This window comes from Kluyvera sp. 1366 (assembly GCF_054823405.1).
Genome location: NZ_JBTRDW010000006.1, coordinates 372,819 through 386,139, shown reverse-complemented (window position 1 = coordinate 386,139; position 13,321 = coordinate 372,819). Strand labels below are relative to the sequence as shown.

The window sequence follows — 13,321 nt, the reverse complement described above, 5'->3', positions numbered from 1 at the left end:
GCAATTAAGTATCAAAAGGAAAAATTGTATGACAATTTGTAAAAATTCGGGAACTTTGTGAGAGAACTCTAAATTTACAAAAATAAAAAAAGGCCGGCTAGGCCGACCTCTTTATATATATGAATTACTTATAATTAATCGCTAAATTTAGAAATTCGCGTTGCGAGGAGTACGTGGGAAGGGGATAACATCCCTTACATTTTGTACGCCGGTGACATAGGCGATTAATCGTTCGAAACCTAATCCAAAGCCGGCATGTGGCACGGTGCCGTAACGGCGCAGGTCACGATACCACCAATAATCTTCTTTATTGAGTCCCATTTCTGCCAGACGTGCATCCAGCACATCCAGACGCTCTTCACGCTGTGAACCCCCGATGATTTCGCCGATGCCCGGCGCGAGAACATCCATCGCCGCTACGGTTTTGCCATCTTCGTTCATGCGCATATAGAAGGCTTTGATGTCTTTCGGGTAGTTTTTCACTACCACCGGCGCTTTGAAGTGCTGCTCTGCGAGATAACGCTCGTGTTCGGATGAGAGATCCACGCCCCAGGAAACCGGGTTCTCAAAGCTCTGGCCGCTTTTCAGCAGAATATCAACCGCATCGGTGTAATCCACCTGAGCAAAGTCGGTCTGTACGAAACGCTCCAGACGCGCAACCGCATCCTTGTCTACACGCTCAGCAAAGAACGCCATGTCGTCGGCGCGCTCGTTCAGCACAGCCTGGAACACATATTTCAGCATGGATTCTGCCAATGCGGCCGCATCATCCAGCGTCGCGAACGCCACTTCCGGCTCCAGCATCCAGAATTCCGCCAGGTGACGGCTGGTGTTGGAGTTTTCGGCGCGGAAAGTCGGTCCAAATGTATACACCTTAGACAGCGCACAGGCGTAAGTTTCGGCGTTGAGCTGACCCGATACGGTCAGGAACGCTTCTTTACCGAAGAAGTCTTTATCGAAATCGATTTTGCCCTGCGGATCGCGCGGCAGGTTTTCCAGGTCCAGCGTCGAAACGCGGAACATCTCGCCGGCACCTTCGGTATCCGAAGCGGTGATCAGCGGAGTAGAAACCCAGAAATAGCCGTTTTCGTGGAAGAAGCGATGCAGCGCCTGCGCCAGCGTATGACGCACGCGCGCCACAGCGCCCACCAGGTTGGTACGTGGACGCAGATGCGCCACTTCTCGCAGGTATTCGATACTGTGACGTTTCGCCGCCATCGGATAGGTATCCGGATCGTCAACCCAGCCGGTAACTTCGACGTTAGTCGCCTGCAGCTCGAAAGCCTGGCCTTCGCCCGGCGATTCGACCACTTTACCGGTAATGATTACCGAGCAGCCGGTGGTCAGACGCAGCACTTCATCCTGATAATTATTCAGAGAATTATTGACGACGGCCTGAACGGGATTAAAGCAGGAACCGTCGTAAACGGCGATAAAGGAAAGACCAGCTTTGGAATCTCTTCGGGTACGCACCCAACCACGTACGGTGACTTCACTGTCAACCGCGACACGGCCGTGCAGTACATCCGCTACAGGCACAACGCTCATAAAGTTCTCTCTATATATAAAAGAAGGTGGATAAAAGCCCTTTTTCAGGGTTTTGCTATGTTACTTGCGAGCCCACAGGAAACAAGCAAAATTGCCGGGTAAACAGGAGATTTGTTGCGTGAGAGCAGGGCGCAAGCGCCCTGCTATAAGAATCAGCTGGCTCTTTTGACCAGCGGTAGATCGAAGGCTTTGCGCAAGGCGCGCACGAAGGCTTTATCCTGGCAAATGGTTTTGCCGGGGCTGTCGGAGAGTTTTGCCACCGGTTTGCCATTGCAGCTCACCAGTTTGATCACGATATTCAGCGGCGTAACGCCCGGAATATCGCAGGACAAGCGTGTTCCGATACCGAACACCACGTTGGCACGTTGGCCGAAGTGCCGATAGAGCGCCAGCGCTTTGTCCAGATTGAGGTTATCCGAGAACACCAGCGTTTTGCTTTTAGGATCGATATCCAGCCGCTGATAGTGCGCAATGGCTTTTTCACCCCATTCCAGCGGATCGCCGGAGTCATGGCGCAGGCCTTGATAACGATGCGCAAAGCCCGGGCCAAAGTCGCGCAGGAAAGCATCCATGGTGATGCAGTCGGTTAAAGCAATACCTAACTGATCGTCATACTCATCCAGCCAGGATTGCAGCGCCGCACGTTGGCTGTTCGCCAATACCGGGCTGATTTGCTGGTGTGCCTGGAACCATTCATGCGCTTGCGTACCCACCGGATTAAGCTGCAGGCGGCGCGCCAAATCGTAGTTGCTGGTGCCCACCAGCCACGGAAACTCCGCTTTAAGCGTAGCGACAATCGCTTCCTGCACCGCTTTGGAGTAGCGGCGACGCGTGCCGAAATCCATCAGCTGGAAGCGTGACATATCCCAATCGCCGACCTGCTGACGGAAATTCGTAAGCTTATGCTGCAAGTGCGCAACCGCCTGCTCCACACCCATCTGCGGCGTGCGGTGGCGATGCACCACTTCACTGATCAGCGCCAGCAACGGCACTTCCCACAAAATCACTTCACGCCACGGCCCGCTGATCTGAATCGTCAGATGGCCGTTGTTGTTACGCACGTTGACTTGTGAGGGATCGAGGCGGAACTGGCGCAGCCAGTTAAGGTAATCGCGTTGGAAGAAAGGCAGCCCGCTGAGGTAGTGATACTCATCGTCGCTCAGGGCGAGCGTTTGCAGGGTTTCAATTTGTGCGCGGATCTCGTCCGCATAAATACCGAGCAGTTCGTCGCCACGGCAGCGAAATTCCGCCGTAACCGGGACATCATAATAGCGATGATAGACGGCCTGCTGCATGTGAAGCTTATACGCATCGGTATCAAGCAGCGTGGTCAAAATCGGGGAAGCATGTCCAGTCATGGTGCGTTTCAGCATCCTCTTCCGCGGAGCAGAGCCCGGTGTTCAACAAAGTCATAAAGACGCAGGAGTATAAAACAGTAATGACCGCGATCACACCATAATTGCGGGTGGCAGGTCGAGGGTCATTTGTGCCATTGTTAATGAATTGTAGCCTTTTCAACGAACGCACGCATTGACCGTGGCAACAGAGGCACAACCCGCTTAGACTTTGACGGGTCAACATATTAACGATTTAACGATGCGAGAAGGACTCATGACGCAACAGCCGCAAATTAAATATCGCCACGATTACCGTGCGCCGGACTACACCATTACCGATATCGACCTGACTTTTGATCTGGATGCGGCTTCGACGCGTGTCACGGCGGTCAGTCAGGTGAAGCGTTTGGGCGCTACCGATGCGGAACTGCGTCTGGATGGCGAAGACCTCACGCTGGTATCGCTGGCGGTGGATGGCAATCCGTGGCCGCATTACCGCGAAGAAGAGGGCGCGTTGTTCATCAACCAGTTGCCGGACAACTTCACTCTGACCATCATTAATGACATTCATCCGGATAAAAACACCGCGCTGGAAGGGTTATACCAATCCGGCGATGCGCTTTGTACCCAATGTGAAGCCGAAGGTTTCCGCCATATTACGTGGTATCTCGATCGCCCAGACGTGCTGGCGCGCTTCACCACCACCATTATTGCCGATGCCGCGCGTTATCCTTATTTACTCTCCAACGGCAACAAGCTGGAGAGCGGTCGCCATGAAGATGGCCGCCATTGGGTGAAGTGGCAAGATCCGTTCCCGAAACCGTGCTACCTGTTTGCGCTGGTGGCGGGTGATTTCGACGTATTACGTGATAGCTTTACCACGCGTTCAGGCCGCGATGTGGCGCTGGAGATCTTTGTCGATCGCGGCAACCTTGATCGTGCTGATTGGGCGATGACCTCGCTGAAAGCCAGCATGAAGTGGGATGAAGAGCGCTTTAACCTTGAGTACGACCTCGACATCTTTATGATCGTCGCGGTGGATTTCTTCAATATGGGGGCGATGGAGAACAAAGGCCTTAACGTCTTCAACTCCAAATATGTGCTGGCGAAAGCCGAAACTGCCACCGACAAAGATTACCTCGGCATTGAAGCGGTGATCGGTCACGAATATTTCCACAACTGGACCGGCAACCGCGTGACCTGCCGCGACTGGTTCCAGCTCAGCCTGAAAGAGGGGCTGACAGTATTCCGTGATCAGGAGTTCAGCTCCGATCTCGGTTCGCGCGCGGTGAACCGTATCGATAACGTACGTGTGATGCGCGGTGCGCAGTTCGCGGAAGACGCCAGCCCAATGGCGCATCCGATCCGTCCGGATCAGGTGATCGAAATGAACAACTTCTACACTTTAACGGTGTATGAGAAAGGGTCAGAAGTGATCCGCATGATGCACACCTTGCTGGGCGAAGAGAATTTCCAGAAAGGCATGCAACTCTATTTCGAGCGTCACGATGGCAGCGCCGCCACCTGCGATGATTTCGTGCAGGCGATGGAAGATGCCTCGAACGTCGATCTGTCGCAGTTCCGCCGCTGGTACAGCCAGGCGGGCACGCCAATCCTGACGGTGCGCGATGACTACAATCCAGAGCTGGAACAGTACACGCTGCACGTCACCCAGCGCACGCCGGCCACCGCCGAGCAGAAAGAGAAGCTGCCGCTGCACATTCCGCTGGATATCGAACTGTACGATAACGAAGGCAAGGTGATCCCGCTGCAGCATAACGGTCATCCGTTGCATCACGTGCTGAACGTCACCGAAGAGTTCCAGACCTTTATTTTCGATAACGTTTACTTCCAGCCGGTGCCATCGCTGCTGCGTGAATTCTCTGCGCCCGTGAAGCTCGACTACAAATGGAGCGATGCGCAACTCACCTTCCTGATGCGCCACGCGCGTAATGACTTTGCGCGCTGGGATGCGGCGCAAAGCCTGCTGGCAACCTACATTCGCCTCAACGTCGCACGTCATCAGCAGGGCCAGCCGCTATCGCTGCCGCTGCATGTGGCAGATGCGTTCCGCGCGGTGCTGCTGGATGAGCAGGGCGATCCGGCGCTGAAAGCGTTGATTCTCTCGCTGCCGTCTGAGAATGAAATCGCCGAGCTGTTTGATGTCATCGATCCGCTGGCGATCTCAGCGGTGCGCGATGCGCTGGTGCGTACGCTGGCTAAAGAGCTGAGTGACGAATTCTTTGCGCTCTATCTGGCCAACCAAAGCAGCGAATACAAAATTGAGCACGCGGAGATTGGCAAGCGCACGCTGAAAAATGTCTGCCTCGGTTATCTGGCCTTCGCCGATGCGGCACAGGCGGACAAGCTGGTGCAGGCGCAATATCAGCAGGCAAACAACATGACCGATGCGTTAGCGGCGCTGTCTGCCGCGGTGGCGGCGAACCTGCCATGTCGCGATACGCTGCTGGCGGCCTATGATGAGCGCTGGCATCAGGATGGTCTGGTGATGGATAAATGGTTTGTGCTGCAAGCCACCAGCCCAGCGGCGGACGTGCTGAGCAACGTGCGTGAGCTGCTGAATCACCGTTCGTTCACCATGGGCAACCCGAACCGCATCCGTTCACTGATTGGTGCGTTCGCGTCTGGTAATCCCGCGGCGTTCCACGCTAAAGATGGCAGCGGTTATCAGTTCCTGGTGGAGATGTTGACCGATCTCAACACGCGCAACCCGCAAGTGGCTGCACGCATGATTGAGCCGCTGATTCGCCTGAAACGCTACGATGCCGATCGTCAGGCGCTGATGCGTAAAGCGCTGGAAACGTTGCAAGGGCTGGATAAGCTGTCGGGCGATCTGTATGAGAAAATCACCAAGGCGTTAAACGCGTAAGAAAACCATGCGCAATAAATTGCGCCGCTACGAATAAATGCACACATCCGTAGCGGCGCGATTTATCGCGCGTCTTCAATTAACTCTGCTGCGCAAACTTCAACGGCTGCTCTGACGAGCCGCGCTTCATCACCCGATCCAGCACTTCCGCTTCCAGCTCTGCCAGACGTGCCGATCCGCGACGGCGTGGGCGCGGTAAATCGACGATCAAATCCAGGCCAATCTGGCCTTCCTCAATCAACAATACGCGATCGGCAATAGCTACCGCTTCGCTGACATCGTGCGTCACCAGCAGCACGGTGAAGTTATGCTGCTGCCACAGCGACTCAATCAATCCCTGCATTTCGATACGCGTCAACGCATCCAGCGCCCCGAGCGGTTCATCGAGCAGCAGCAAACCTGGGCGGTGAATCAGCGCACGCGCCAGCGCCACGCGCTGTTTCTGCCCGCCAGACAACGCGGCAGGCCACTCGTTGGCACGATCCGCCAATCCCACGGCTTCGAGTGCTTCCAGCGCGGCGGCGCGCCATTCGCGGCCTTTCAGTCCCAGCCCTACGTTATCAATCACCTTTTTCCACGGCAGTAAGCGTGAATCCTGGAACATCAAACGCGTATCTTCGCGTGCCTCGGATAACGGCGCATTGCCCGCCAGCAACGCCCCGCGCGTGGTGGATTCCAGACCCGCCAGCAGGCGCAGCAAGGTACTTTTCCCGCAGCCGCTACGGCCGACCACGGCGACGAACTGCCCAGAGGGAATATGCAGATCGATATTATTCAGGATGGTGCGATCGCCATATTGCTTGCTGACGCCATTCACACCAACCGGCGTACCGCGATTTAAGCGCGCCGGATTTAGGGTTGCGTTGCTCATGCGTTCTCCTTCACTTGGTAGGCCGGATGCCAGCGCAGCCAGACGCGCTCCAGCAGTTGTGCCGCGACGTCGGCGAGTTTGCCGAGCAGGGCATAGAGAATGATGGCCACCACCACCACGTCGGTTTGCAGGAATTCACGGGCGTTCATCGCCAGATAACCAATGCCAGAGTTAGCGGAAATGGTTTCGGCGACAATCAGCGTCAGCCACATCAGGCCAAGGGCAAAACGTACGCCAACCATAATCGAAGGCAGCGCACCAGGCAGAATCACCTGAATGAACAGGCTCCAGCCAGACAAGCCGTAGCTGCGCGCCATCTCGACCAAACCCCGATCAATATTACGAATGCCGTGATAAGTATTCAGGTAAATCGGGAACAGCGTGCCCAGCGCCACGAGGAAAATCTTGGCGGATTCGTCGATGCCGAACCATAAAATCACCAGCGGAATCAGCGCCAGATGCGGCACGTTACGCAGCATCTGCACCGAGGTATCCAGCAAGCGTTCGCCGACGCGCGAGGTGCCGGTAATCAAACCCAGAATCAAACCAATCGAGCCACCAATAGAGAAACCGATGGCGGCACGCCAGCTGCTGATCGCCAGGTTTTGCCACAGTTCTCCGCTCACCGTCAGCTTCCAGAAGGTGATGAGGATGTTTTCCGGCGACGGCAAAATGCGCGTCGACAGCCAACCCACTTGCGATGCCAGTTGCCACAGCGCAATCAGCACCACCGGCAACACCCACGGCAATACAGCATTGGTCAGCCTGGTTTTAACGTTCGCCATCATCTGCTCCTTTAGCTCTGCGACACTTTTTGCGGCGTGAAATCGTTGGCCACCGCTTCACCGTGCGCTTGCACCACGCGCGGCTTCGGCACTTCCGGAATCGCCAAATCGAGGTGCGGGAACAGCAACTCACCTACGCGATAAGCCTCTTCCAGATGCGGATAGCCGGAGAGAATAAAGGTCTCGATGCCGAGATCCTGATACTCCTGCATGCGCGCCGCCACGGTTGGGCCATCGCCCACTAACGCGGTGCCTGCGCCGCCGCGCACCAGGCCGACACCGGCCCACAGATTCGGGCTGATCTCCAGCTTGTCGCGACGTCCACCGTGCAGTGCGGCCATACGCTGCTGGCCCACCGAATCGGTGCGCGCAAACGCGGCCTGCGCTTTGGCAATGGTGGCATCGTCGAGATGGGCAATCAGGCGATCCGCCGCTTGCCACGCTTCTTCATTGGTTTCGCGCACAATCACGTGCAGACGAATCCCGAAGCGCACGGTGCGGCCTTGTGCCACCGCTTTGGCGCGCACTTGCTCAATCTTCTCTTTAACTAACGCCGGCGGTTCGCCCCAGGTGAGATAGACATCGACCTGTTCAGCGGCCAGATCCTGCGCGGCATCTGATGATCCGCCAAACCACAGCGGCGGACGCGGTTCCTGCACCGCTTTAAACATCAGACGCGCACCGCGCACCTTCACATGCTTGCCTTCGTAATCGACGGTTTCGCCTTCGCTCACCCGCCGCCAGACGCGGGTAAACTCAGCGGACTCTTCATAGCGCTCACGGTGATCGAGGAACACGCCATCGCCGGCTAACTCTTCCGGATCGCCGCCGGTGACCAGATTAAACAGCGCGCGACCATTCGACAGACGATCCAGCGTGGCGGCCTGACGCGCCGCCTGCGTCGGTGAAATCACGCCCGGACGCAGTGCGACGAGGAAACGCAGACGCTGCGTAACCGGAATCAATGACGCCGCCACCAGCCAGGCATCTTCACAGGAGCGACCGGTGGGGATCAGCACGCCGCCGAAGCCAAGGCGATCCGCTGCCTGCGCAATCTGTTGCAGATAACCATGATCAACCGGGCGCGAACCTTCCGCGGTGCCGAGATAGTGACCATCGCCGTGCGTCGGGAGAAACCAAAATACGGATACGCTCATGATTAATTTCCTTTAGGCTGGGCGGATTGTGGATGCCAGATGCGGTCAGCAATATTCACTTTTACCGGCATCAGATGATTGGCATAAAACAGATCGGCCGTTTGCTGTTGGGCCTGCGCGGTATGGGCGCTGACCGGCGTAATGGTGGTCGGTGGACGATGGTCGAGATAGCTGGCAATCACCGGTTTCGGTAAGCCCATCGCATTCGCCAGCAGATCGATACTCTGGTCGCGCTGGCTGCGCGTTAACGCATCGGCTTCGCTGAAGGTATTCAGGACCTGCTGCACAAAGGCGCCGTTCGCCTCGGTGTATTTGCGCGTGGCTAAATAGAAGGAGCCGGTTTGATTGAGTTTGCTGCCGTCGGCCAGCACGCGCACGTTGCCTTGCAGCAGCGCGGCAGAGTAATAAGGATCCCAAATTGCCCAGGCATCAACATCACCTTGCTGAAACGCGGCGCGCGCATCGGCAGGCGTCAGATAGGTTGGCTGGATATCTTTAAAACTCAGCCCGGCCTGTTCCAGCGCACGCAGCAGCAGGTTGTGCGAGCTGGAGCCTTTCTGGAACGCCACTTTATGGCCTTTCAGTTCGGCCACGCTGTGAATCGGGCTGTCTTTCGGCACTAAAATCACTTCGGCTTGCGGCTTGGGTGGCTCCGAGCCGACATACAGCAGATCGGCACCTGCGGCCTGCGCAAACAGCGGCGGGATGTCGCCGGTGCTGCCCAAATCGATGCTATCGACGTTAAGCGCCTCGAGCATCTGCGGGCCCGCCGGGAATTCCACCCACTTTATATTGGTGTGCGGGAAGCGCTGCTCCAGCAGCTTGTGGGTTTTCGCCAATACCATGCTCACCGAACCTTTCTGGTAACCGATGCGCAACTGTTCTGGTGCGTCGGCGGCCTGTGCGCTCACGCTCAAGGTGAGCAGCGCCGCGACGGCTGGCATGAGTAAACCCGTCAATATCCTTTTCATCTCTCTTCCTTTATACCGCTTGTGCGTAAGGTGGGTGGCGACGATGTAGCGCGTGCCAGAAGGTATCCAGCGCTTCATCAATGCGTTGCGACAGCAGCGGATCGAGCAGCGGCTGGCGGTCGTAATCGGTAACCTGGCCGTCAGTGGCGAACACGCCGTGCAACACTTCCTGTGCCTTTAGCGCGTTGAGTACCGGCTTCAGCGCGTAATCCACCGCCAGCAGATGTGAAGCGCTGCCGCCGCTGGCCAGTGGCAACACCACTTTGTGTTCCAGCGCGCGCTCGGGCAGTAGATCCAGCAGGGTTTTCAGTGCGCCGGAAAACGAAGCCTTATATATAGGCGTGGCGACAATTACGCCATCCGCCAGCGCCAAATCGGCTTTCAACGCGGCCAATGCGGGAGAATCGAAGCGTGCATAGAGCAAATCTTCAGGCTGGAAGTTGTGAATATTCCATGGAATCACTTCGACACCGCGTGCTTCCAGCGCGTGCTGGCACAGGCTCAGCAGCGCAGTAGAGCGTGAAGGGAAGCGAGGGCTGCCCGCCAGCGTAATAACCCGCATGGTCACTCCTTATAACTGAAAGTTATTGATTATCTGATATTCAGAACTGATGTGCTCAATACTGTCAGAGCAGGCAGCGAGGCTTAAATGATTTATCTGGTAATCCTAAGTCGCAAAATGGGATAGCCAGTAGCATATAAAGAGGGGATGAAAACGCAGGTTTCAGGCGCTTAGGTATAATCTGAAAAGCGAGGCTGCAAGGGTGCAGTTATATAAATCCTGCGGCCTCAGTGAATGACGTTAATGATTAAAGGGCGTGATGCATGGGTAAAACAGAGTAGTAACCAGAGAAATATATTTATACAGACCGCGCAGTTACCGATTGCATGCAGTGCTTGGTATTGAAAGTTATGGAAAAAGATAAACAATTCTCCACTATTCACTCCCTCATGAATCGGATAAAACTGAGCAACAGTTGTTTATTTCCTAATTTACCGTGGTTTTTATTTCACGAAATTTATGTCTAAACGCGAATAAAGGTTAATAAAATACGCACTATTCAATCCCCTTGTTACAAGTCATGCAAATTTTCGCCGATCAACATCACACTTCATGCAGCTGCGCTGAACAATTAATTTCGTAAGTTACATGTTAATGCTAATCGCGGTTGGAATTACAATTCCAGGCCTGTTTATAATCGGTTGAGCTAATTTCCGCTAGAACACGATAACGATATTTCACTTATTTATTTACGCCCGCGTTTTGTGGCGTGAACTGCCGTTGCGGCAAACCAATTTATTTTTAGGGAGATATATATGGGTAGTTCTTCATTTGCTCAGGATTTAACTGAGCAGCGGGTCGCGCCTGCCACCTTCAATCGCATCTCACCCTCGCCTAACGCTGCAGAGGAGCTGGTATGTTACTGGCTGCAACCCGATGCTGCGGGATCGCATCTCACCTCTTCATTGCTGCCGACCTTTCCGCACAGCACGCCGGCTGAAGATGATTTCCTGCTGTTCAGCGCGGAACGCAGCGCCTTGCCGGCCAACCTGCTGCAGGACGTGGCAAAGCTCAGTGACCAGCGTCCCGAGCTAAACTGTTTTGTGGTCTCACTGGCGAAGCGCGAGCTGGCGAACGGTTTACACTCTTCTCTGCAGCTGTTTCAGCAACTGCATGCGCAGCGCTGGTGGCAGCAGGGCGGCTTTGTGGTGATCTTGCGTGCTGGACTGGCCCGCGCGGGTGGGCCGCTGACGCGTATTCAGGATGTGATGCTGGCCGGATTACTGCATACGCAAACGGCGTGGGTGCTCGATTACGCCAGTGAAGCGTCGCTGACCACTCAGGTAGAAGCCTCGCCGCGCTTAACCTATCAGCAATTTATTACCGATTATGAAAAACTCACGCGATTGTCACACTATATTCCGGAGCGAAACCGCTATCGGGAAAGTTATTTACGCAGCGGCTTATTACAATTAGTCCAGCACGAGTTAAGTGGTGCCGATAAATTCTCAGATAATACCCGCCATGCATTAACCTACTTTGCGGAAAACTTCCCGGCCAAAGGTGCAATGGAAAAAATCATGTTGAAACAACCTGACATCTATTTCTCCATGATGAAAATGAGAAAAAAGCTGGGCGCTTAGCACCAACGTTAATTTTAAGAATAACTCCGGTGTGCGCGTGAATACTTTTATGTCACGCTTAAGGCCACTGAGATAATCCCCAGATGCCAAAACACCTATGTCTATAAAACGTAACGCGATTGCCAACTATGTTGGTCAAATCTATCTGACGCTGTCAGGTATTTTGGTTGTACCACTTTATATTCAACACTTAGGTATGGAAGCCTACGGTTTAGTGGGCTTCTTTTCGATCTTATTAACCTGGCTGCAATTACTCGATGCCGGTGTTTCGACCACCTTGATGCGGGAAGCGGCGCGCTATCGTGCTAATCAGGAGGAATTTGTCTGGTTCCCGGCGCTGTTTGCCACGCTGACCAAATTCTTCTTGTTCTCCACGATTGTGCTGGTGGTGTTGGGTTGGCTGGCGACGCCGTGGATTGCCACGCACTGGCTGGATGCGCGTCATCTTCCGGCGGGCGATGTGGTGATTGCCGTGGCGATTATGGTGATCACTGCGGCGATACGCTGGCGCACCAGTCCGTATCGCAGCGTGATTGTGGGCTTCGAACATCAGGTGTGGCTGAACGGCGTCAACCTGATTATCACCACCTTGCGCACCTTTGGCGCGGTGCTGGTGATTCAATTCTTCTCTAATGCGGTATTGGCGTTCTTTGTCTGGCAGTTGCTGGTGTCGATTGCCGAAGCGGCCTGCTGTATCTACAAATCCTGTCAGCTGATCCCCAAAGCGGCGCGCAAAGAGAAGCGCGGCGATCTGAAAGAGGTGCTGAAACCTTTTATTCGTTTTGCGCTCAGCGCGGCATTTTCCAGTGCGGTGTGGACCTTTATTTCGCAAATTGACCGACTGGTGCTCTCCAAGACGCTGCCGCTGAGCGAATACGGTTCGTTTACCGTGGTGGCGACTGCCGCAACTGGCATTCTACTGCTCAGCAGCCCGATCATGCAGGCTATCGTGCCACGCATGACCGGCATGAAAACCCGCAAAGAGGGCGATGCGGAGTCCTTGAAACTTTACCGCTACACCACGCAGGCGGTGGCGATCTTTATGGCGCCGCTCAGTATCACCATCGCCTGTTACGCCGGCCCGCTGCTGTGGGCGTGGACGCAGAAAAGTCAGATTGTTGATGAGATGTCATTTGTCCTTAGCCTGTACGCATTAGGCAGTGGCATTCAGGCGATCTGCGGTTTGCTCTATCACCTGCAATACATCAACGGCAACCTCAAGCTGCACATGAAAGGCTTCACCTGCTTTGCCGTGCTGCTGGTGCCGCTCAACATCTGGTGTGCCATTCACTACGGCGCACTGGGCACCGGTTGGCTGTGGCTGGGCCAGAACATCTTCTATCTGGTGGGCTGGGCGTGGCTGGTGCATCGCCGCTTTGCGCCGGGCATTCATTTCACCTGGTTAACCCGCGACGTGATGCTGATTTGGGCGGTTTCTGCCGTCGTCGCCTGGCTGAGCACCTTGCTGCCGATCGAGTGGAACCAAAATCGCTGGCTCAACCTGCTGTGGCTTGGCTTGATTGGCGCGTTCAATCTCGGCGTCTGCTGTCTGCTGCACAGTGTGGTGTTGAAGCGTCTCAGAATTCCGTTGTTTAACGTTGAGGAAAGAGGATGAGC

The 13,321-nt window shown here is 55.1% G+C and carries 10 protein-coding genes; 3 read left to right on the top strand and 7 right to left on the bottom strand.

What is annotated here, in order from left to right; translation table 11 throughout:
- Nucleotides 1–147: 147 nt before the first annotated feature.
- Both asnS and pncB read right to left on the bottom strand, forming a co-directional pair.
- Complete coding sequence (gene asnS / locus ACVLVH_RS16045) at nucleotides 148–1,548, bottom strand: asparagine--tRNA ligase (protein WP_309835295.1); 1,401 nt, start codon at nucleotides 1,546–1,548, stop codon at nucleotides 148–150.
- Between the two features lie 152 nt (nucleotides 1,549–1,700).
- Nucleotides 1,701–2,906, bottom strand: a complete 1,206-nt coding sequence (gene pncB / locus ACVLVH_RS16040) for a nicotinate phosphoribosyltransferase (protein WP_192413980.1) — start codon at nucleotides 2,904–2,906, stop codon at nucleotides 1,701–1,703.
- 253 nt (nucleotides 2,907–3,159) lie between these two features.
- Between pncB and pepN the strand changes: the two genes are divergently transcribed.
- A complete protein-coding gene (gene pepN, locus ACVLVH_RS16035; RefSeq protein WP_277974710.1) occupies nucleotides 3,160–5,775 on the top strand; it encodes an aminopeptidase N in 2,616 nt (871 codons plus the stop codon).
- 79 nt (nucleotides 5,776–5,854) lie between these two features.
- Here pepN and ssuB read toward each other — a convergent pair whose 3' ends face one another.
- Genes ssuB through ssuE form a run of 5 tightly spaced genes read right to left on the bottom strand, consistent with a single transcriptional unit; the run spans nucleotide 5,855 to nucleotide 10,121 of the window.
- The gene (gene ssuB / locus ACVLVH_RS16030) at nucleotides 5,855–6,646 is read right to left on the bottom strand and encodes an aliphatic sulfonates ABC transporter ATP-binding protein (protein WP_101760939.1); all 792 of its coding nucleotides are present in this window, start codon (nucleotides 6,644–6,646) and stop codon (nucleotides 5,855–5,857) included.
- Nucleotides 6,643–7,431, bottom strand: a complete 789-nt coding sequence (gene ssuC, locus ACVLVH_RS16025) for an aliphatic sulfonate ABC transporter permease SsuC (RefSeq protein WP_101760938.1) — start codon at nucleotides 7,429–7,431, stop codon at nucleotides 6,643–6,645. The genes ssuB and ssuC overlap by 4 nt, the downstream gene beginning before the upstream one ends.
- Before the next feature lie 11 nt (nucleotides 7,432–7,442).
- A complete protein-coding gene (ssuD, locus tag ACVLVH_RS16020; protein WP_192413844.1) occupies nucleotides 7,443–8,588 on the bottom strand; it encodes an FMNH2-dependent alkanesulfonate monooxygenase in 1,146 nt (381 codons plus the stop codon).
- Between the two features lie 2 nt (nucleotides 8,589–8,590).
- Entirely contained in the window at nucleotides 8,591–9,559 is a 969-nt protein-coding gene (locus tag ACVLVH_RS16015) for a sulfonate ABC transporter substrate-binding protein (protein WP_137385505.1), read from the bottom strand.
- A gap of 10 nt (nucleotides 9,560–9,569) precedes the next feature.
- Entirely contained in the window at nucleotides 9,570–10,121 is a 552-nt protein-coding gene (ssuE, locus tag ACVLVH_RS16010) for an NADPH-dependent FMN reductase (RefSeq protein WP_101760936.1), read from the bottom strand.
- 755 nt (nucleotides 10,122–10,876) lie between these two features.
- On the opposite strand from ssuE, the gene ACVLVH_RS16005 reads away from it, so the two are divergent.
- Entirely contained in the window at nucleotides 10,877–11,704 is an 828-nt protein-coding gene (locus ACVLVH_RS16005; protein WP_498949717.1) for a hypothetical protein, read from the top strand.
- Nucleotides 11,705–11,801: 97 nt separating this feature from the next.
- Complete coding sequence (locus tag ACVLVH_RS16000) at nucleotides 11,802–13,319, top strand: lipopolysaccharide biosynthesis protein (RefSeq protein WP_498949716.1); 1,518 nt, start codon at nucleotides 11,802–11,804, stop codon at nucleotides 13,317–13,319.
- Nucleotides 13,320–13,321: the final 2 nt, after the last annotated feature.